The sequence below is a fragment of the Chondrinema litorale genome (genome assembly GCF_026250525.1).
GTDB classification, from domain to species: Bacteria; Bacteroidota; Bacteroidia; order Cytophagales; family Flammeovirgaceae; genus Chondrinema; species Chondrinema litorale.
This window is the reverse complement of record NZ_CP111053.1, coordinates 65,731-85,154: the sequence shown is the minus strand read 5'-3', so window position 1 is coordinate 85,154 and position 19,424 is coordinate 65,731. Positions and strand designations below refer to the sequence as shown.

At 32.6% G+C, this 19,424-nt stretch carries 22 protein-coding genes and 1 riboswitch; of the genes, 6 read left to right on the top strand and 16 right to left on the bottom strand.

Features of this window, described 5'->3' with window-relative positions; all coding sequences use genetic code 11:
• Positions 1–305: 305 nt before the first annotated feature.
• A complete protein-coding gene (locus OQ292_RS32465; protein WP_284688454.1) occupies positions 306–2,684 on the top strand; it encodes a PAS domain-containing sensor histidine kinase in 2,379 nt (792 codons plus the stop codon).
• A gap of 51 nt (positions 2,685–2,735) precedes the next feature.
• Here OQ292_RS32465 and OQ292_RS32460 read toward each other — a convergent pair whose 3' ends face one another.
• Both OQ292_RS32460 and OQ292_RS32455 read right to left on the bottom strand, forming a co-directional pair.
• Complete coding sequence (locus tag OQ292_RS32460) at positions 2,736–2,906, bottom strand: histone H1 (RefSeq protein ID WP_284688453.1); 171 nt, start codon at positions 2,904–2,906, stop codon at positions 2,736–2,738.
• Between the two features lie 170 nt (positions 2,907–3,076).
• Positions 3,077–3,979, bottom strand: a complete 903-nt coding sequence (locus OQ292_RS32455) for a CHAD domain-containing protein (RefSeq protein ID WP_284688452.1) — start codon at positions 3,977–3,979, stop codon at positions 3,077–3,079.
• Positions 3,980–4,337: 358 nt separating this feature from the next.
• Between OQ292_RS32455 and OQ292_RS32450 the strand changes: the two genes are divergently transcribed.
• Positions 4,338–4,475, top strand: coding sequence for a hypothetical protein (locus OQ292_RS32450; protein WP_284688451.1), 138 nt, complete (start codon positions 4,338–4,340; stop codon positions 4,473–4,475).
• Here OQ292_RS32450 and OQ292_RS32445 read toward each other — a convergent pair.
• From OQ292_RS32445 to OQ292_RS32435, 3 genes are read right to left on the bottom strand one after another with little or no spacing between them, the layout of a single operon-like run.
• Positions 4,472–4,636 (bottom strand): C1orf53 family protein, encoded by a 165-nt coding sequence (locus tag OQ292_RS32445; RefSeq protein WP_284688450.1) that lies wholly within the window; start codon positions 4,634–4,636, stop codon positions 4,472–4,474. The genes OQ292_RS32450 and OQ292_RS32445 overlap by 4 nt on opposite strands.
• Before the next feature lie 37 nt (positions 4,637–4,673).
• Positions 4,674–5,756 (bottom strand): YncE family protein, encoded by a 1,083-nt coding sequence (locus OQ292_RS32440; protein WP_284688449.1) that lies wholly within the window; start codon positions 5,754–5,756, stop codon positions 4,674–4,676.
• A gap of 1 nt (position 5,757) precedes the next feature.
• Positions 5,758–7,683 (bottom strand): TonB-dependent receptor plug domain-containing protein, encoded by a 1,926-nt coding sequence (locus OQ292_RS32435; protein WP_284688448.1) that lies wholly within the window; start codon positions 7,681–7,683, stop codon positions 5,758–5,760.
• 126 nt (positions 7,684–7,809) lie between these two features.
• A riboswitch (cobalamin riboswitch) is annotated at positions 7,810–8,008 on the bottom strand.
• A gap of 167 nt (positions 8,009–8,175) precedes the next feature.
• On the opposite strand from OQ292_RS32435, the gene OQ292_RS32430 reads away from it, so the two are divergent.
• The 3 genes from OQ292_RS32430 to OQ292_RS32420 all read left to right on the top strand — a co-directional run bounded on the left by OQ292_RS32430 (position 8,176) and on the right by OQ292_RS32420 (position 9,538).
• Positions 8,176–8,754, top strand: coding sequence for an SCO family protein (locus OQ292_RS32430; RefSeq protein ID WP_284688447.1), 579 nt, complete (start codon positions 8,176–8,178; stop codon positions 8,752–8,754).
• Entirely contained in the window at positions 8,744–9,154 is a 411-nt protein-coding gene (locus OQ292_RS32425; protein ID WP_284688446.1) for a c-type cytochrome, read from the top strand. Before OQ292_RS32430 ends, OQ292_RS32425 begins: the two co-directional genes overlap by 11 nt.
• Positions 9,155–9,355: 201 nt before the next feature.
• Positions 9,356–9,538, top strand: coding sequence for an ArsR family transcriptional regulator (locus tag OQ292_RS32420; protein WP_348970698.1), 183 nt, complete (start codon positions 9,356–9,358; stop codon positions 9,536–9,538).
• Between the two features lie 100 nt (positions 9,539–9,638).
• On the opposite strand, the gene OQ292_RS32415 is transcribed toward OQ292_RS32420, so the two are convergent.
• From OQ292_RS32415 to OQ292_RS32400, 4 genes are all read right to left on the bottom strand, one after another.
• Positions 9,639–10,331 (bottom strand): pirin family protein, encoded by a 693-nt coding sequence (locus tag OQ292_RS32415; RefSeq protein WP_284688445.1) that lies wholly within the window; start codon positions 10,329–10,331, stop codon positions 9,639–9,641.
• 59 nt (positions 10,332–10,390) lie between these two features.
• Complete coding sequence (locus OQ292_RS32410) at positions 10,391–10,615, bottom strand: hypothetical protein (protein WP_284688444.1); 225 nt, start codon at positions 10,613–10,615, stop codon at positions 10,391–10,393.
• Positions 10,616–10,687: 72 nt separating this feature from the next.
• Positions 10,688–11,218: a hypothetical protein gene (locus OQ292_RS32405; RefSeq protein ID WP_284688443.1), complete on the bottom strand. Its 531-nt coding sequence runs from the start codon at positions 11,216–11,218 to the stop codon at positions 10,688–10,690.
• Between the two features lie 11 nt (positions 11,219–11,229).
• Entirely contained in the window at positions 11,230–11,988 is a 759-nt protein-coding gene (locus OQ292_RS32400) for a dioxygenase family protein (protein ID WP_284688442.1), read from the bottom strand.
• A 370-nt stretch (positions 11,989–12,358) separates the two neighbouring features.
• Between OQ292_RS32400 and OQ292_RS32395 the strand changes: the two genes are divergently transcribed.
• Positions 12,359–12,559: a hypothetical protein gene (locus OQ292_RS32395; RefSeq protein WP_284688441.1), complete on the top strand. Its 201-nt coding sequence runs from the start codon at positions 12,359–12,361 to the stop codon at positions 12,557–12,559.
• 93 nt (positions 12,560–12,652) lie between these two features.
• Here OQ292_RS32395 and OQ292_RS32390 read toward each other — a convergent pair whose 3' ends face one another.
• The 7 genes from OQ292_RS32390 to OQ292_RS32360 all read right to left on the bottom strand — a co-directional run bounded on the left by OQ292_RS32390 (position 12,653) and on the right by OQ292_RS32360 (position 19,415).
• A complete protein-coding gene (locus OQ292_RS32390; protein ID WP_284688440.1) occupies positions 12,653–14,206 on the bottom strand; it encodes a hypothetical protein in 1,554 nt (517 codons plus the stop codon).
• A gap of 428 nt (positions 14,207–14,634) precedes the next feature.
• Positions 14,635–15,093 (bottom strand): hypothetical protein, encoded by a 459-nt coding sequence (locus tag OQ292_RS32385; RefSeq protein ID WP_284688439.1) that lies wholly within the window; start codon positions 15,091–15,093, stop codon positions 14,635–14,637.
• Between the two features lie 56 nt (positions 15,094–15,149).
• Positions 15,150–15,497 carry a hypothetical protein gene (locus tag OQ292_RS32380; RefSeq protein ID WP_284688438.1) on the bottom strand — a complete coding sequence of 116 codons (348 nt, stop codon included), beginning with the start codon at positions 15,495–15,497 and terminating at the stop codon, positions 15,150–15,152.
• 23 nt (positions 15,498–15,520) lie between these two features.
• Complete coding sequence (locus OQ292_RS32375) at positions 15,521–16,060, bottom strand: hypothetical protein (protein ID WP_284688437.1); 540 nt, start codon at positions 16,058–16,060, stop codon at positions 15,521–15,523.
• Between the two features lie 77 nt (positions 16,061–16,137).
• Positions 16,138–16,497, bottom strand: a complete 360-nt coding sequence (locus OQ292_RS32370) for a VOC family protein (protein ID WP_284688436.1) — start codon at positions 16,495–16,497, stop codon at positions 16,138–16,140.
• A gap of 207 nt (positions 16,498–16,704) precedes the next feature.
• Positions 16,705–17,013 carry a hypothetical protein gene (locus OQ292_RS32365; RefSeq protein WP_284688435.1) on the bottom strand — a complete coding sequence of 103 codons (309 nt, stop codon included), beginning with the start codon at positions 17,011–17,013 and terminating at the stop codon, positions 16,705–16,707.
• A gap of 182 nt (positions 17,014–17,195) precedes the next feature.
• Positions 17,196–19,415, bottom strand: coding sequence for a TonB-dependent receptor (locus OQ292_RS32360; RefSeq protein WP_284688434.1), 2,220 nt, complete (start codon positions 19,413–19,415; stop codon positions 17,196–17,198).
• Positions 19,416–19,424: the final 9 nt, after the last annotated feature.

The window sequence follows — 19,424 nt, the reverse complement described above, 5'->3', positions numbered from 1 at the left end:
TATTGCAATTTATTAACTAAATAAGAGAATCTTTTTCAGAAGAAATTCTGTTTAAAAAATGTTCATGATTATTTTCCAATTACATGATTCTCGCATATGATGTAATTATTACTACAAATCCCGGTGCTAATAGTACCGGGGTTTTTTTATTTTATCCTTTCTGAATAACTTTTTTTGATTTAATCGTTTTTTCATTATTCTTTAAACTAGTAAACAAGATTTATATATTTCGGGCTGTAACACTGACTTAAAAGTTTTTTAAACGCTTTTTACTTCTATTCACGCAAATTTCTGAAGTAATTATTATGGAGATGAATCATCAGTATCAGGATATGAGGTATCAATTGTTACTGGAAAATGCTAGTATCGGGATTTGGCAGTTCGATGAGCGATATATTACTACTTTCATAAATAGTTTTATGGCAAGTATGATAGGCTCAGAACCAGCACACCTGTATAATAAATCATTATTTAACTTTATGGAAGAGGGAGAAGCGAAACTCGCTAAATCTCTTTTAGAAAATAGTAAGAATAAACAAAGCGAAGTATTAAATCTGGTATTTAAAGATTGCGATGGTAAAAGTATATATACACGGTTTACTACAAGTGCAATTCTAGATAATGAGGGAAAATACCTCGGCTTTTTAGCTTTTGTAACAGACGAAACAGAAAAAATAATTTCGCATAAAAACCTTCAGAAAAAAAGTGAGCTAATAAGTTATTTACAGCAAGGTGTTTCTTCTAAAACAGGTATCGATTTTTTTAATGCTATTACTATTGAAATAGCGAGATCGCTTGGTAGTGATTATACTTTTATAGGGCAAAAAATATATAAAAAGAACGGCTACATAAAAACAATCTCTTATGCGAAATATCTTCAGTTAGAAGAAAATTTTGAGTATTCATCTGACGATACTCCGTGTAAGAATGTAATTAGCAACGATATTTTTTGTGTTGAATCTGGCGCGGCTGATATTTTTCCCGAAGATAAAATTTTAAAGGATTTAGAAATTGAGGGCTATGTAGGAGTGCCACTCCACAATAATTTAGGGAAGCCTATAGGTTTATTAGTTGTAATGTTTAAAAACAAAATTGAAGACCCTGATTTTGTAAAAAGTATATTGCAAATATTTTCTGTGAGAGCTGGAGCGGAGCTTGAAAGGTTAAATTACGAGAAATCTATTAAAGCCAGCGAAGTAAAATATAAAGCGCTCTATAGTACTCTTCAAAAAGAAAGAAAACTACTTCGCTATTTAATTGATACTATACCAGACCTAGTTTTTTATAAAGATCCTGCCGGACAATTTATGTTGTGCAATCAGGCTTTTGAGAAGTTTATGGGTTATACCGAAGAAGATTTATTAGGTAAATCCGATTACGATTTTTTCCCGAAAGCAACTGCCGATTTCTTCCGAAAAATGGATGATAGAGCCAGAGATAAGAAACATATCATTAGAATTGAAGAATTTGGAACATATCCCGATGGGAAGTTGATTATTCTGGATATGATAAAATCACCTTTGTTTCTAGGTAACAAGTTTTTAGGTGTTATTGGAATTGGTAGGGATATTACTACACAGAAAAAAGTTGAAAAAGAACTTAGAAAAAGTGAAGAGTATTATCGAATTATTTTTGAATCTTCTAATGATGGCCTTTTTATTATAAAACATTCTCAAGTTGTAGATTGTAATTTAAAAGCGGCGCAAATTATAGGTAAGCCAAGAGAAGAAATTATTGGTAAAAACATAATTACCATAGCATTAAATAACACTTCTTTTGAATCTAGAAAGTTGATGCAAGAAAAGGTACATTTGGCTTCTAAAGGAGAACCTCAGATATTCGAAATTTCAATTATAAATGATGGAGATCCTGAAAATATTCATTATGCCGAAATAAGTCTAACAGCTTTTAAAATTGAAGACGAAAGCTTAGTTCTAGCCTTATTAAGAGATATTACACTAAAAAAAGAGGCAGAAGCACAAATTAAAAAGCATAATATAGAATTAGAAAAAACTAATGTTGAGTTAGATAATTTTGTTTACTCTGTTTCGCACGATTTAAGGGCTCCTATCACTTCTGCACTAGGTTTAATCGAGATAGCCAAACATGAGAAAGACGATAGTCTTAAAGCTCACTATATGAGCTTGCAGGAAAAAAGTTTACACCGTCTCGATAGTTTTATTCAAGATATTCTGGATTATTCAAGAAACTCAAGAATGGGTATTGCTTCAGAATTGATAGATTTTGAAGAAATTATTTCGGAAATATTTGCCGATTTCAATTATATGAACACCGAGCATGATGTTGAACGAATTCTAGAAATAAATGGAAGTAGTGACTTTTATTCGGACAAGAGAAGGCTTAAGGTGATATTTAACAATTTAATTTCTAATGCAATAAGGTATTCTAATAGTTACAGAGAAAATTCTTATTTAAAAGTTAGAGTTGTAAAGGGAGAGAAAAAAGTTGTTATAAGATTTATAGACAATGGAATTGGTATTAGTTCTCAACATTTGAATAAAATCTTCGACATGTTTTATCGTGCAACTCAAAAGAACAATGGCTCAGGTTTAGGGCTCTATATTGTAAAAGAAACAGTAGATAAGTTGGAAGGTAATATTGATGTAAATTCACAGGAAGGAGAAGGAACCGAGTTTGTTTTAACTGTACCCAATTTAAAATAAAAAAAGCTTACTCGTTAGAGTAAGCTTTCCTTATGCTTTAGCATGAATTGCTTATTTTTTCATTTCAAGAACTTCTTTTCTAACGTCTTGAGCAATGTTTTTAAGTTCTAACATAGCTTTTCTAAGTCTTGTACCAGCAGCTTTGTTGCCTTGGCTATAAAACTTCTCTGCGTCATTATCAGCTTGTTCTAAAATGTCTTTAATTTGCTTGTACTTCTCCATGGTTAATTTGTATTTAATTTTTAATTAGACGGCAATTGTAATAAATAATTTTTTGATTTAATTCGTTTTAAAGAAGTTTTTTGCCATTTTTATGGGCTTTAGAAAGAAAAAATCCTATAACAAGTTGCACAACAGGCTTTCAGGGGCAAAGTATCTAAGAATTATACTGTTTAAATTTGCTCAATTCCTTTGTATACACCCCAGTATACTTTGTTTTTCTTAAAAAAGGAATTAGTGTTTTCTGCATAAATTCTTAAACCCAAGTCGCTAGCTTCTGCTCTATATAGTGCCGTTTTATCGCCTATATGCTTCTCTAAAAGTACAGGTATTTCCATATTAATGTAGCCGTTATCAAAAGCCTCTTTAAGTACATTTAGATCATGTTCATCACCTAATAAACTAGAAAGATTAGATAATTCACTTGTTACAATAGCTTGCATTACAGGCCAAGTATCTTCTAAAAATAGGAGTTGATTCCATAGATATTTTACCTGTTTTCTCCATTCATGAAAGTTGTGTGAGTTTTGAGTTTCAAAGGCGAGTTGCATGGTTTTAATACCATTATTATATGTTTTGGATAAACCATATGCCCAATCTTGAAATTTATCAGACTCAATTGGCCAAGTATGAATTCTTTTATGAGCTGCTTTTAACTCAATTACTGCCGTTTCAATTATTTTAGAGAGATTGGTCTGTGCTTTGGCTAATGCATTTCTTTTCTCTTCGAGCAATTTTTTAACAGATAATAATATTTCTAGTAGCGATTTATCTTCTGCTGTTTCTATTAATTTGTCTACAGTTTCTATTAAAGCACTGGCATCTCTGAGTTCAGACATCTCCCTCCCTACATCTCTATAGTGAATATTTTCTTGGGAGTAGCAAATCGGGCCTACTTCATACCTGATTAATCTTAATAATGCTCTAAGTTTTTTTATTGCTTTTCTAGTCTCATGTACAGCTGCATGTTTGTCTTCATATTCTGTAAGCTTGTAAACCATTTCATGATTAAGCTCATCTGCAATTTCATATATATTAGTTTTAGCGTCTTTAGTATTCTCGAATTTTACACTCATACTTTCACTTGCTTATATAGCTTTTCTTAGTATCGATTTTGATGTTTTAAATGACACAATTATAACTGTGGATATAGTTATTTTGGTTAAAATTAAAGTAATTTATAATGTTTATTATAAATAATTTTCAATTCTAATTTACTGATCAAATAAAAAGTTACCTGCCAAATTTTCAATATTTTTAATCAATAAAAGGTAGTTTGTAGGCTAATGTTATGGTATAATGCTTATTTATTAAGCTTTTTGAGCTATAAGCAAATGTTTTTGAATGTAAATAAGAATAAAGGGTTCTTAACGGACTGAATAAATCTGTAAGATGTAAGTTTTTAAGATAAATATTACACAAAACTTTAACATTATGAACACTGAAAGTCTACAACGCAGCCAAGTGATAGAAGAGGAAATGAAAAAGCTACGAGAAAAATTCGTAGCTCTAAAAAAGAAAAGAGAAAGTTTACAAAGTAAAATGGATTCGATAAGATCAAGAAGTCATTAACGTCTTTTTCTAAAACCATAAGGACAATGTCGGCAACCGCTTTTACAGCAATAGCCTCTTTTTTTATGGTAACTTTCAGTAAATACTAGAAAACCATTTTCAAAATAATAGTCTTCTGTGTTTTGATCTTGATTTGACGATTTACCTGTATACTTACTCATAATTCAATTAAATACTAGCAATATTTTATTCTATTAATCAATCTGCAGGGAAGTAAAAACCTCCATTTGGAGTAACGCCAACAGTAAACTCGTCGATTACGGTTCCGTCTTCGGAATCGTATCGTACTATTTTACCACTAGAAGTGTAATCTCCGGCATCGCTGGCTATTAAATAATCGCTTTCTGGGTCGTAACCTAAACCGTAGAAATAACCAGTGATTATTGATGTAGAAGGCAATGCAGTATCATCTGTATCCATTTTGTAAATACCACCATTAAAGCTGTAGTATATAGTTTCTCCATCATCGTCAATTACTAAATCGCTTGGTTGAGAATAGAAATTGTTAAAGCTAATTGATGATTCAACAGTGTTGGTAGATGGATTAATTTTATAGAGACTACCTGAGTTCTCTAAGGCGCTGTAATCTGCAGTGTAATTTCCTTTGCAAAGTACCCAGATAAATCCATCTTCGTCTTTTACAATTCCAGATGGGTTTACCCCTACTTCAATACTGGTTAAAATTTCGTCTGTATCTGTGTCTATTACTGTTACAACAGAGTCTGTAGAGTAACCTCCAGAACAAACTACATAAAGTTTGTTGTCGTCTAGTAACATTCTTTCTGGGCCTAAGCCTGTAGTAATAGCATCTGAAACTTCATAAGTATTTAGGTCGATTATTGATAATTGACCTCCATAGCCATTTATCCATTCAGAAACATACGCTTTATCTGCAGAAACTGCCTGAAAATATCTTGCTTGAGCAAGTCCTTCTATGGTTGCTACACTTTCAAAAGTTTCGGTATCTGCTACTTCTACTTTTTCGGCATTGTTTATCACCATGAATACTTCATCGTTGTAAACCGAAATTGATTGAAGTACATTACCTAAAGGTCTGTTGTTTACAGTTTGAAATACATCATTGGTAACTGTAGCTGAATCATAACTGTAAAAACTTACTGTTCCTGAACCATTTTGGAAAGGACCTTCATTAGCAATTAAAAAACCGTTGGCATACTTAGCTGGTACTTCTACATTAGGCTCGTCGCTATCTTCGCAGGCTACAAAAACGAGTGATAAAATAATTAACCAACAGGTTTGATAGTATTTAAATCGTTGCATTTTAAAAATTTAGTTTAGGTGATATAATTAAGCTGAATTGATAATTTCTTCCGGGCATAGGTCTCCAAGCAATTATTTCGTAGTCTTCATCAAACAAATTGTTAGCAGAGATTCTCAAGTTGAGATATCCATACTTTTTATCTACTTTGTATTGAAATGAAAGATTAGAAGTGGTAAAAGCCGGGAGAGAATCATCATTATCGGTAGTAGTAAAAGTTTTACCGGTAAATTGCTGACTCCATGTTATTCCGAAATCATTATAATTATAAGTGAAATTTAAATTCCCTTTATGTAAAGGAGTATAAATAAGTTGTTTGCCTAATGATGAATCATCTTCTGTTTGATGTTTCTCATTAGTCGATTTGGTATAGTGGTACCTTGCAGTAATGTTAAGAGAAGTTTTTTTCCACTTTTTATCTAAAGAGTAGCTAGTCTCGATACCTCTTGCCCAAACCTGTTTTATATTTTGTGGATACCAGTAAGTGCTACCAGGTTGCCATAAAATCCAATTATCAATTTTATTGCTAAAAATCGTAAACTGGAATTGGTTTTTTATATTCAGCAAATTGAAATTGCTATTGATACCTACTTCTTTAGACCAGCCTGACTCAGGAAGTAAATCTGGATTACCTCCGGGTTTCCAGTAAAGATCGTTAAAGGTAGGCAAACGATAAGAGCGAGCAATTTTGCCTGAAACTGTGAGAAAATTCCAAGGATTTAATTCTAAACCAAAAGTAGGGACTAAAGGTGCATTGCCAAATTCAGTAAACTCTTTCCGAAGATTAATTCGCGATTCTAGAAACAGAGTATTAAACTTTACACCTCCCAACAAAGCCAATCTTTGTTGAATTTGCTTTCCGGCTTCGTAATCTTCTACAGTTCCGCTTACATATTGATGTTGTACTCCACCTTGAAAACTCAATTGATCTAAAGGATACCAGTTAAGTTCTGCTTCTTGTATAAACACTTTACTTTTACTCAAACTTTCAATCCCTGAAGCATCATTTTCATAGAGCAGTTCTTCTAGCGAAAAACCGCTTTGTAATTTCCAATCAAGCGAATTGAGATTACCAGACCAAGATAATAAGAGTCTGTTAAATTGATCATCTTGTGTAGCAGAGCTACTACCTTCTGTTAATGTAGCGGGTATTTCTCTTTCGGTATCTTGATGCCAATATCTAATGGCAAATTGCTGATAAGCTGATATTTTTAAATAATTTTCTAATAGAACTCCCCATTCAGAAAATGCCGCATGTTGCATTTTTTCTTCGGGTGAGCCTGCTTTTGCTTTATTATTAAAGGTGAAGTTGTTGTTGGCTTTATCCCGATAAACATTTAGAGAGGTATAGAGCTTTTTCTTTCCGTAGGTCAGTTTATAACCTTGAAAGTGCTTACCAAAACTGCCAAGTGTTTGATTAATTCTCGCTTGTAATCCGCTGTTGTATTTTGGGAGGTTTTCTAAATAAACGGTGCCTCCTACTGCTCCACTCCCCCACAAAGCACCTTCTCCACCAAGTTGTAAATTCACCGCATCTACTATACTTCCCGGCAAAAGTGAGAAATCTATTTGCCCGTTCATTGGACTTTGGATCGGAAAACCATTCCACAAAACTGCGGTATGCCCTGCCCCCATACCTCTAAAAGAAGTGGTTGCCAAACTACCGGGATTGTATGTTTTAACATATACAGGCATTGTTTGAGTAAGCATTTCACTCAAACTCATTGCCTCAAAATTTTTGATTGTAGAAGAATCAATAGAAATTACCTGAGCACCAGCATCGTAATCTTTAAGCCTGCGAGCTTCTACTATAACTGCATCAAGCAAATAAGTACTGTCAGATTCAGCAATTTGTTGTCCGTATCCTTTAAGGTAAACAACTGTACAGCAAATCAGACAAACTAAAAATTTAACCCTCAAATTGTTCATTACAAGTGATTTAACAAGTTGCTAAACCAATCGTACCAAATCGTGAAATTTTAAAAAATACTCAGAATGAAAATTAAGGCAAACCTTTTATTCAAGTTGGTATTCTTTGCTTTTTCTCCCGAAAGCTACGAATGAATATGTCTGGCAGGTCTTCTGACTTGCTCACTTTTATCAGCCTTCCCATTCTTTTTAACAAACAGTGGCAATGGATTGATAAAAGCTATTTTGAGCTCACAGCAGCGGGAACTGTTCAAGATTTACACCTGATTCCCTTTTAATTTTCTTCTCCTGAAGGATTCGAAAAACCTTACATGGCTCAAAGCTGAGAAAGAATTATGAGTAAAAAAAGTAAACTATCTAAATTTTTCACATTATAAACTTTGTTGTCTATATAATGGAATTACTTAAGCAAATCAGGTATTTTTTATTTTATAATTTCAGCTAAGCAATGATTATAACTTATCTTTGCCTGTAGATTTAGATTAGATTAACATGAAACTTATTAAAGCTTTTTTCTTTTTCACTTTTATACTTTCAGCCTGCTCACCAAGTGGAAATAACAAGCTCCCAATTTTAGGTCAGGTGGCAGATGCGCAATTCGAATTTCTTAGTCAAGATAGTGCAGTGGTAACTCCACAGACTTTTGAAAATAAGATATATGTAACAGATTTCTTTTTTACTACTTGCCCAACCATTTGCCCAAAAATGAAGGCTCAAATGTTGAGAGTGTATGAGAAGTTTGAAAACAACGATAATGTAATTTTACTTTCTCATACTATTGATCCTCAGCACGATACTGTTGGTTTATTAAGAGATTATGCCGGAAGATTAGGTATAACCTCAGACCACTGGTTAATGGTAACCGGAGATAAAGAAGAGATTTTTGGTGTAGCTAAAAAGTACATGGTAAGTGCTATGGAAGACAAAGACCAACCCGGAGGCTTCGTGCATAGTGGTGCTTTTGTATTGATCGATAAGAAAAAACAAATTAGAGGTTATTACGACGGCACCAAGGAGTTGGAAACCAATGAGTTGATGGATGATATTGAAGTTTTGTTGAATGAAGGATAAGAAATTAATTTATTTTGCACCCTTTGTGGTGATGGTGGTGGTGGCACTGGTATTAATATTTAGTACAAAAAGTAAGAACCGCGGTGAAGTATTATATGAAAACCGTTGTGCAAATTGCCATATGGAACAAGGTGTAGGTTTGCAATCTCTCATTCCGCCATTAGCAAATGTCGATTATTTGAATAAGTACAGAGATAAATTAGCCTGTATTGTTAAAAAAGGAATGGATGGAAAAGTGATTGTAAATGGTGTAGAGTATGAGCAGCAAATGCCAGCAAACGAAGAATTTACAGATACAGACATTGCCAATGTGCTTAATTATGTACTTACAAACTGGGGAAACGAAGAAAAACCACTCTCTCTACAAGAAGTTCAGAAACAATTGGAAGGATGTCCTTAAATCATCATATATTTTAAACTTCCTATTACCTATAAATATATTATAGGTGGCTTATCCGCCTATTTCCATTTCTTATCTCCACAGCTTCACTTTTTTTGAGATATAGATGCACTAATTCCTTCAATTTATAATAATACTATTATAAGCTCATTTTCTTAAATAAAATTTATGCAAGTAATCCTTGCATATAAATTTTATATCATGAGAAGAGATGTATTTCAGGCGATAGCCGATCCAACAAGAAGAGATATTTTACTATTACTCACGAAAGACAGAAAAAACCTAAATACACTAGCCGAGCATTTTAACATGAGTCGGCAGGCTGTTTCACTACATGTAAAATACTTAAATGAGTGTGGAGTAATTACCTTCAAGCACAAGTAGCGTAACCTGCATTATTTCAAAGAAAAAGACACCTTCTCTGCAATAGTCAAATTACTAGCAAAGAAGGTGTGCTGTATGAAATCTGAAATTCAATGGAAATTTATGCTTTTCCTACATCTAAAATTAATACAATAGCATCGTTTGAAAGCGCTTCGAAATCGATCTGTTCTGCGTCCCACAATGCTAGCCCATCGCGGATTTGAAGCAAACGATCTTGTATTTCAAAAGCACCTTCAATTACGAATGCAAATACTCCGTTTTCCGGATTTTTCACTAAGTGTTCTCCCTCAACTCTGCCGTTAAACTTTCCTATTGAAATGTTAAAGCAATGGTTGTCGGTTTTGAGTAACGACAGAAGTTGATTCATTTGGGAGTTAAAATCAAATTGCGATTGATTGTAGTTGATTGTTTCTGAAACTTTAATTTCTATATGTAAATAGTTTATTAGCGATCTTTTATAAGGACACTCAACTTGGTATAAATCTCCTTTATTTACCGAGAAAACAACAGACTCTCCAACCTCAAGTAGCTTATTCGCTTCGTTAGGCTGTTTGTATTTTAAATTACCAACCAAAGGGATAAGGCAAACTGCTATATTTTCAGTTGCTTCTTGTTTTATGCAATGTTCCGCTTTAAGAGTAATATCGTTTAGCGATAGCAGATTGTTAAAAGGCTTTCTGCTTTCTTTAAAATACGACTTACAATTAAAGGTATGGAAACTGCGATACCAATTACTTTGGGTACATCCTCTCTGATTAGCAAGGTAAATTTGTCCTTGAGTCTGTGTCAACATAGCATATGAGTTTTATCGAATTACAAATTGTTTTTTTATCAATGAGTGAATCATTGTGTTTAATATGAACTCATGGCATTGCTGTCGTGAATAGCATTAATCAACCGAACCTTGTTTTTAGGAGTATATTCTTCAGCTACACTCGGCCAGTTTTGTTGCTCATCGGTGATCTCAATTATGCTTTCTTCCTTTTCAGTTTCATATTGTTTTACAGAACAGGAAAAACAACTCGCGCAAATGCCTATTAGCGTCCATATAGTTAATTTGACAAATAGCTGGTTCATGTTAGTAAATTATATCACGTATAAAAGTCTTTAATGCCTGTTAGTTAGTAGATTTAATATCTTAACTCTAGCTTAATTAAAAACCGAAGTTGTCAGTTTTTGAAAAGAGCAAATGTTGATTTTATCAGAAAGAATTAAGCTTTCTGTATTAACTTCAAGCCCCATATCAATAGAATCTGATTTGTCTCCGATGGAAATAATTAAATGTTTGTCGATGGAGTCAATTAAAGTGATTGCTTCACTAAAAAATGTAATTGCCACCTTATGTTGATTTTTATCTTTAGTATTTGATTGAATTATCTCAAACCTAAAATTTTTAAAAGGCAGAAATAACTTTCCGTTTACATTAGCAATATCAGGTATTAAATCGTTTAGCTGTTTCAAATAACCCATAGCGGATGTACTCACCAAATAATGCATATTTTCAGCTTTAGGAACATGCTTTAACATTTCTGTAAAAGTCTCATGTTTGCCTTCAGAGTCGAACTGTTGTGCCTGCATAAAGAACTCTTTGTAAGTATCTTCGAACACAAACTTATCCCACGCTGCTGTTGAGCTTGCATCTATAAATTTTCTATAACTAATCTTTATAATACCTTTCATAATATTGATAATTAGGCACTTACAACAATTGAATGAGAAAGAGAATAACCTTCTTCTATGCTTCCACTAATGGTAGAAAGTTCTTCAGCAACACCATCAGAGAATACATTGTCATTTGAGTTATAAGTGTAACCACTCATTCCTTTGGTATATCCATAGTCGCTAGCAGCATTTACTGTTACTACTGCGCTGTCGTCACCTTCTGGAAAAGCAATTTGAGTAACCAGTAAAGATTTTCCGCTTGAGTTATAAATATGCACGTGGATATGTGTAGCTCTACTCTGGTACCAAGCTGGAAAAATTGAAGTGAATTGAACCAATCCTTCGCTGTCTGTAACCTGACGACCTCTTAAGAAATGAACTGAAGTATAGTTTGTACTTTGCATTTGAGTACCACCATATTCAGAATAGTTTCCGTCTTTGTCGCAATGCCAGATATCTACAATAGCACCTTCTAAAGCTGCACAACTTTCATTCTGATTAAGAATAGCAATCTCTATTGAAAGCGCTATACCGGTTCTATCACCAGTAATATCTACTTTCTCTAAAGAAGATGGATCTTTCGTTGGAAAAGGGCCTTCAGTTTCAGAAGGAGTACTAGTACAAGAATCAGAACTGTAACTTGAATTACTAGAAGATGAGTCACTGCTACTTTCAGAACTAGAATCATCTGTAATTGGAGTGATATCCTCGTCGTCGCTGCAACCTACAACTAATGGAAGCACTAGGCTAGTCATTCCAAGGCTTTTTATAAATTCTTTTCTCTTCATTTTAATATAGTTTACTTACCTCTAAGTGTTTGGCAGAAAACCAGAAGAGCTTAAAAATGTACTCAAAAAAATATGAGTTTCGCGATGTATGATGCAAATCCTGCGATGTATGAACCTAATTTAATGATTTTTAACCTTGTTTTTAAAGTTTAAATGATTTAAAGAAGTGTGATTTTATAGTGTTTTGGGAGTTGGAATTGGAGATATAAAAAAATCCTAAATATCATCAATTAGCCCTGTCATAGTTCTACACCCAGGAATAACTGTAGTAATAGTTTGCATTTTCTTTCCCAGATAAACTCATAGAAAAATTAGATATTAATAGTAGGAAGAATATCAACTAGCAAAAAATCAAATTGAAAAATATAATATGGAACTTGATGAAGACGACTACGAATTAGGAAGGTATGTTTCTTACAAACCTAATAGATTGAAATTACAATCTTTGTCATTTGATTTGTTAATTGTTTCTAATGCAATATTCTGTTCAGATAAACTTAAAGATGAGTTCGAAACACAAGAATTAAAAGGTGTATCTTTTAGGCCTAACACTTTATTTGAAATAAGTTAATGCTTTTCCCCAACTCCAACAGTTTTAAATATCTAATTAAGCAAAAAAAATCTTATTCTGAATCAAGCCTAGTATAATTGTAATTCTACAATGTCACTTGTTAAAATGTTTCCGGTTCATTTCAGTATTTTGCTCAATGGCTGTATTAATTTGTTGGACTACCTCATTAAGATTGTCGACTGATGTGAGCAAATGTTTAAACAGATCAGTTTCCTTTATTGGAAGAGTTTCGTAATGCAACAAATTTATTAATCCAGAAATACTCGATACTGGTGCTCGTAGTATATGTGCGTTTATAAAAGCGTACTCCTCCAACTGTGCGTTTCTTTTTTCTAGTTCATCAGTTCGCTCTTTTACCCGTATTTCTAGAGAGTTGTTTATAGCATTTATTTTTTCTTTTTGGGCTTGCAGTATCTTATTACTTTTTTCTATTTCCCTCTGCTGATTTACTAGTGAAGTAATGTCTTCTCCTATTGAAAGTACCATTATTGTTTCGCCTTTGGCATTGCGAATGGGTGAATAATGAGAACGCACATGAACTTCACCAGCATCAAATTTAAAAATGAAATTTTGACTTTTTAATTCACCATTCAGTATGTATTGCCATTCATTGTAGAAATCCCATTTTTTTGGGTAAACAATATACTTGTCAAAAATTTCACCGATATTCTTATTTTTAAGACTGTGAGAATCTGTATGTAGATATTCACTAATTATTGGAGAAATATGCAAAATATTTCCTTTTAAGTCGAATTCAGTAGAGTTAAAGTTTTGTCTAATCGTACTTAATATACTTTTGTTTACCGCTTCTTTATTTTCAAGTTTAGTTTGTGTTATAGTAATTTCATATAGTTGAGCTTCTAGTTTTTGTTGATATTCTTTGAGTTTGGTATTTTGCTCTTCTATGTAAATATTTTTGATCGACAGCTGTTCCTGCTTTGTAATAAGCTCTTCATTTTGAGCTACAATTTCCTCATTTAAAATAGCTATTTCTTTTAGATTTTCATTATTCTGTAGATTAAGCTTATGTAATTCCTTATTAATTTCCTTCATTTTTGCTTCACTTTTAATGTTAATCATTTTAGAAGTGAAGGATATAACAGCAATCATTATCCAAGTTATAACCTGAAAAGCTTTAAATATCATAAACAGCTGATTATCAATTTGATAATCGCTCTTATAAGCAGAAAAAGCCATTTCATGGACTACTAGCAGAATTAGATTTATTAATATAGCCAGTATAAATACTCGTTTTTCCTTTGTGTAATCAAGCGTGAAAATAGGGTAAATTAGGTAAGCGAGAATAGCGTACGAAAAAATATCATACATAAATGGGAAGAGTTCTTCTGCAAATAGTATGGCAAAGAAGTGTAATGGCAAAAAGAATACATTAGAAATAAAACGAGCATAATAATATTTACCCATTTTGTTTAAAAGTAGCACAATTACGCCTAGAATAGTAGACACTATAATATCAAAAACAAAAGTAGCTTGGCTTCTAATGGATGGGATAGCAAATAATAGCAGAATAAAAATAGTATTAATGCTTGTGAGAATATTGTTGAGTCTAATTTCACGTTGAAATCCCCTATCTGTATTAATGTCAAACTCTTTCAAGTCTACAGTATCGCTTTCTGCACTTTTCATATCTTATGATTCTAATGAAAGATATTTCTTTATTAGTTAACGTTAAATTTAAAACGCATGAAAATTAGTTGTCTCAAATTTTTAATTCCTGTTTAATAAATGTTTGCAATCTACTTAGATGCTAAACCACTAAAATGCTTTGTGCAGCTAACTATGGAGGTACCTTCGCCAATAATTTTATTTTGTGTCTTTTCCAGATTAAGACCTCCTCTAATTAAAATTCCAGTAGTAATATATTGGTTTTAATAAGCATTACTTCAATTGATAGGATATACCAAGATAAAAATATTACAATAGATAAACAGAAAAATAATACTGCTAACGTGATTGTGTGTAGCTTGTTGTAAGTAAATCTAATAGCTTTTTAAAGTAGGAGGAATTACTGATTTAAAAAGTATTTTTAAATTCAATACGTTGTTGGTAATCCATTATATTTTTTCACATCTATTATAAACAAACCAACAACCTAAGCTAACAGCAGTCGTGCAATAAATAGAAACTAACCATATCCATAAAAATGAATAATCAAATTTTAATGGTGTAACAAAAATTAGTACTATGAAAAGTGTTAATAATGTGGCTCCAGATAAGCCTATCAATATAAGGTTTAAGACATTCAAACAATTAGTTTTTTCTAGGATATAGATAGTAGGTATCCCCCAAATTAATGTTAATGGATATGCAAATAACAAACATCCAGCTGAAATAAGTAGACTAAGCCCAACTGCACCAACTAAACCCTCATAAGCAAAACCAAAAAAATCTACATAATTCTTTCTAATAATTGAGGTGATTAATAAACCAACCATAACTGCTGGAATTAAAAAAAGTGGTCCTGTGAAAAATACAATTACATTTCTTATTGTAGACTTAGAGAATGTTTTCATTAACTATTTAGGTATTACATCTATCTGAAAAAAATAATTAGAGTTTTAGTCAATGTCTAATGCCAGTTATGTTGACAGTATCTACATTGTTTTGCTTTTGGAGTTCTAGTAATTCCATTGCATTTGGGGCATCTGTTAAGATTGAGTTCATCAAAGTGTTCATTGAATATTCTTTCTGAAGCACGTCTTTGAAATTCTTGGATACCATTTTTTAATAGCTCTAAAACTTTGGGGTTAGTTGAAGTATTCCTTTCATACGCATCAGCCATTTTTTTTAACTTGTCCTTGTATGGTAGAAATTTCACTTTTGCAATATGGTGATTCATTGCTGCCTTTTCAAACTCATTATAAAAGTGTGTACAATAGATTGAAATGTATTCTATAATATCTTCTTTATTTTCCATACAAATATTGAAAATATAAATGGTTACTTGCTTCCCTTTATTTTCTGCAATGATTTCTCCAAGCATTCCATTTTCTCATTAGAAAACCCATATCTCATTCGGACAAGGTTAGTACAAATATCAAAAAGAATTATATCTATTAGTTTAATATATTCATTGATTGCAGAAACCAAATCATATTGAACTGAATTATTTTGATAATCGATTAATTTCAATCTGCCTTGTTCATTAAGAGAACTTCTTACTACTTTATAGTTAACAATATCAGCTGCTTCGCTGAAATTAGTAGGATGTGCAGCAATCGCATTTCTTAAAAAGATTATTTTACTATTCTTGAGATCCTCATGCAAAGATTTATTTTTTATTTTAACCAAATGTACAAGATTTAATATTGCTGCCATATTTATGTAAGCAGCACTTAATACTCCATATAATCTGATATAATGATTACCATCGACAACATTAGTACATTTGTCAAATTTATAATTCAGAAAATCAATTAATGCCATCATTGAGTCACCAATAGTATCAAGATACTCATTGAAGTGTAATCTCTTAACCATTTTTCTAACTAAGACCTGTATAGAACATTTGCACCTTATGGAGTCACTTTAAATTTTTTTACCTTTCACAATTGGTATTATTTTGTTTCTAAGAATGTAAGTTTATAGCCATCAAGATCTTTTACATGGAATGCTCTACCAAATGGAGTTTCTATTATCGGTCCAATAGTAGTTACGCCATTTGCTACAAATTTCTCTTTCAGTTCGTCCACATTTTCATCAACGGCAAACCAAATAGCCACACCAATACCCAATTCTTTTCCTTCTATAGGTTCGAGAGGTGTACGAATAGCAAAACTTGCTTCTCCTTTGTTGTACTTGAAAACATAAGCTTGTGGTTTAGCATTTTCAATTTCGAATCCTAATTTATTTGTGTAGAAGTCTTTTGATGCTTCCAAATTTATCACTTGTAGTGATGCGAATGTTAATTGTCTCATATATAAATAATATTTATTGTTGCTGTAAATATAATATATATGACAACAATAATCAAATGGCTTTGAGATTTGATTTTATAGCTAAGGTTTTATACTTGCATATTTAGGGGAAGTAAACTAATAAAGGTTAGTATAAAATGTGTTTAAATTCGTTTAATGGTTACTTCTTACTATGAATGGATGTCATTTTACTTTTTTAAATAGTATTCATAAGAAAAAATTAAATTCATAAATATCCTTGTCGGCATTAAGCTTTTTCAAACATTGCGTAATTAGATCAGAAATCCTTAACGTCGAAATCATTGTGTAATCGTATACAATACCAATTTCATCACTCTTCGAAGAATCCCATTCATATCCAACTCCATGTTCATCAATAATTAAAGATTTGCCCTCAAAAATATCCTGCCATTCAATTGAATGAGTCAAATCAAAAATACCTTTATAAACAATTACTTGGTATTCGGAATCTACTTTGTCAATTAAGAATATCATTGGTTTTAAAGGATGGTACAAATCGTACTAAGATACATACCAACAGTCAGTTATGAATATTAATTAGGAGAGTTTACCCAGAGACAAATTCTCCTACCTCTACTAAAGATTTAAATCTGCACTTCATTTAATAAAAAAATCCCAACACCTTTAAGGTATTAGGATTTTCTTATTAAAAATTCTATATAGTTTTAGAATCTTTCTCAAAACTTATAAGAAATAGTCCCTTTAATGTAAAATGGGGTTCCGGGAGTAAAATGGATTTCTTCTACTGGTGCAGTTTCATAACTTAATCTGGATTCTGTTGCAAATTGGGTTTCATTCCAATCTACATCAAACAAATTTTGTATGCTGATACCTAAATCAAAATTACTCCATTGGTATCCAGCATTCATGTCAAACACGGTATAACCTTTGGCAATAATCGAATTATCTTCGTTGGCTGGTCTGTCGTCTATGTAGCGCATTCTAAGTCCGCCATAAAACCCACTCGGATGTATCGCACTTAAACCAGACATAATAGTAAAATCAGGAGCAAGCGGAATGTAATCATTCCCCTCGGTTTCATCTACAGCTCTTGCCAATGTATAATTTACATCTGCATTCCAATATAACCAGTCTAATGGCTGATATCTTAAACTCAAATCAACACCCATTCTGCGGGTTTTTCCACTTGGTTCAACTATACCCGCATCGCCCACATACACAAATTCTTGCTCCAAAAACAGATACCAATAAGCAGCATTTACCAACACCTTAGGTACAGGTTTCCAAATTGCACCTAAATCAGCCCCATAGGCAGCAGGTAAAATTTCATTCCCTTCTTCTGCTACCACTACTCTGGTATCGTTAGAGTGGAAACCTTTTCCAGTTTTTAAATAAAGTTGAAGGTTATTAGAGTAGTTGTAAAGAATATTCAACTTAGGACTCACCGTTGCTTTAGATTCTGATTGAGTCTCATAAGTTTCTAACAATTTATCGTAGTAATTGAATTTAAACCCATCGATTCTGATTGATGGATTAATAGTCCATTTACCTATCTCAAAATTTGCATTGATATAGGTAAACATATTGGTTTCGTTTATGTCGCCAAGGCTGATAGAATCAAGTGTAGTTGTTCTGTTTAAAGTGTGCGAAAGCTCATTGCCGTTGCTTTGGTCGTTTCTAAACCCTAAGCCACCTTGCACCAAGGCATCAACCAAACCCATTTTGAATGACTGATTGTATTCGCTCTTCATGCCGAATAACTGGCGGCTTTCTTTTTGCTTAATTTGATCTCCATTTTCAGGATCATCCAAGAAAAAAGTGAAGTTAGAATACAATTCAAAATCATACTGAGAAAAGAAAACTGTATTCTTTACAAAAGCATGATTAGAAATATTTTTAATATAATTTAAATTGATGTTTTTACGGCTAGTTTTACCTCCCTCTGTATCGTCAATCGCACCAAATCGGCTGATTAGTCCAGCATCTATAGCACGTTGCGGAACTTGACCAGAAGCATCCCAGTTACTGGTAAAATACGAAGCTGATAAAGAAATTTCATCATTATTATCTAACCTGCCGGTATATCTACCCATCCAATTAATTCGGCTAAAATTCTGAGGACTATCGAAAGGGCCATCAGTTAAAACATACTCACCAGCCATGTAAGCAGAGTGTTTTTCTGTATCCACCAGATTAAACATTGCCAACATTCTTTGCGAATTATATTGTCCGGCTTCTACTTTTACCAATCCATTTTTTAGGCTCTTTTTTGTCTGAAAATCTACATAACCAGCTGTATTAAAATTACCCTGTTCGGCATAGTAAGGACCTTTACCAAAATTGAGGTTTTCGATGGTTTCAGGAATGATAAAATGCAAATCTGCATAACCCTGTCCGTGAGCATGAGAAACCATGTTCACTGGCATTCCATCTACCGAAACAGCCAAATCAGTTCCATGGTCAATATCAAAACCTCTTAAGAAAATCTGCTCAGCTTTTCCTCCTCCAGCATGTTGGCCAATAATTAACCCTGGTACTTTGCGAAGTACTTCTTGCGAAGAATTTACTGGATTAGTATGTAAATCAACCTCACTTAAAAGATTGATGGCATCTAATTCGGGCTGAATGTAAATTTCATCTAGAGAAATTACATTTTCTTCTAATTGAATATCAATTTCTTCAGTAAGGTTTTCAACAGATATTCTTACTGAATTAAAGCCTATATGGCTAATTTGGAGAGTATCCCCTATTTTGACATCATTAAAAATAAAGCTTCCCGCATGATTGGTATGCACATGGCTACCCGTTTTTAAAGATAAAACATGTGCACCCTCAATCGGTTTCTTTTGACTGTCTTTTACTTTGCCTTTTATAGCTTGTGCATAGGTAAAAGAACTAACTAAACAACATAAAATGATAGTAGATAAATATTTCATGAAATTATA

Bases quoted from the DNA above. Each gene is read 5' to 3' on its own strand.
- OQ292_RS32385 (WP_284688439.1), bottom strand. From the start codon at position 15,093: ATGAAAACATTCTCTAAGTCTACAATAAGAAATGTAATTGTATTTTTC.
- OQ292_RS32375 (WP_284688437.1), bottom strand. From the start codon at position 16,060: ATGGTTAAGAGATTACACTTCAATGAGTATCTTGATACTATTGGTGAC.
- OQ292_RS32465 (WP_284688454.1), top strand. From the start codon at position 306: ATGGAGATGAATCATCAGTATCAGGATATGAGGTATCAATTGTTACTG.
- OQ292_RS32395 (WP_284688441.1), top strand. From the start codon at position 12,359: ATGGAACTTGATGAAGACGACTACGAATTAGGAAGGTATGTTTCTTAC.
- OQ292_RS32460 (WP_284688453.1), bottom strand. From the start codon at position 2,906: ATGGAGAAGTACAAGCAAATTAAAGACATTTTAGAACAAGCTGATAAT.
- OQ292_RS32410 (WP_284688444.1), bottom strand. From the start codon at position 10,615: ATGAACCAGCTATTTGTCAAATTAACTATATGGACGCTAATAGGCATT.
- OQ292_RS32430 (WP_284688447.1), top strand. From the start codon at position 8,176: ATGAAACTTATTAAAGCTTTTTTCTTTTTCACTTTTATACTTTCAGCC.
- OQ292_RS32415 (WP_284688445.1), bottom strand. From the start codon at position 10,331: ATGTTGACACAGACTCAAGGACAAATTTACCTTGCTAATCAGAGAGGA.
- OQ292_RS32360 (WP_284688434.1), bottom strand. From the start codon at position 19,415: ATGAAATATTTATCTACTATCATTTTATGTTGTTTAGTTAGTTCTTTT.
- OQ292_RS32390 (WP_284688440.1), bottom strand. From the start codon at position 14,206: ATGAAAAGTGCAGAAAGCGATACTGTAGACTTGAAAGAGTTTGACATT.
- OQ292_RS32445 (WP_284688450.1), bottom strand. From the start codon at position 4,636: ATGAGTAAGTATACAGGTAAATCGTCAAATCAAGATCAAAACACAGAA.
- OQ292_RS32405 (WP_284688443.1), bottom strand. From the start codon at position 11,218: ATGAAAGGTATTATAAAGATTAGTTATAGAAAATTTATAGATGCAAGC.
- OQ292_RS32435 (WP_284688448.1), bottom strand. From the start codon at position 7,683: ATGAACAATTTGAGGGTTAAATTTTTAGTTTGTCTGATTTGCTGTACA.
- OQ292_RS32455 (WP_284688452.1), bottom strand. From the start codon at position 3,979: ATGAGTGTAAAATTCGAGAATACTAAAGACGCTAAAACTAATATATAT.
- OQ292_RS32400 (WP_284688442.1), bottom strand. From the start codon at position 11,988: ATGAAGAGAAAAGAATTTATAAAAAGCCTTGGAATGACTAGCCTAGTG.
- OQ292_RS32380 (WP_284688438.1), bottom strand. From the start codon at position 15,497: ATGGAAAATAAAGAAGATATTATAGAATACATTTCAATCTATTGTACA.
- OQ292_RS32370 (WP_284688436.1), bottom strand. From the start codon at position 16,497: ATGAGACAATTAACATTCGCATCACTACAAGTGATAAATTTGGAAGCA.
- OQ292_RS32440 (WP_284688449.1), bottom strand. From the start codon at position 5,756: ATGCAACGATTTAAATACTATCAAACCTGTTGGTTAATTATTTTATCA.
- OQ292_RS32425 (WP_284688446.1), top strand. From the start codon at position 8,744: ATGAAGGATAAGAAATTAATTTATTTTGCACCCTTTGTGGTGATGGTG.
- OQ292_RS32420 (WP_348970698.1), top strand. From the start codon at position 9,356: ATGAGAAGAGATGTATTTCAGGCGATAGCCGATCCAACAAGAAGAGAT.
- OQ292_RS32450 (WP_284688451.1), top strand. From the start codon at position 4,338: ATGAACACTGAAAGTCTACAACGCAGCCAAGTGATAGAAGAGGAAATG.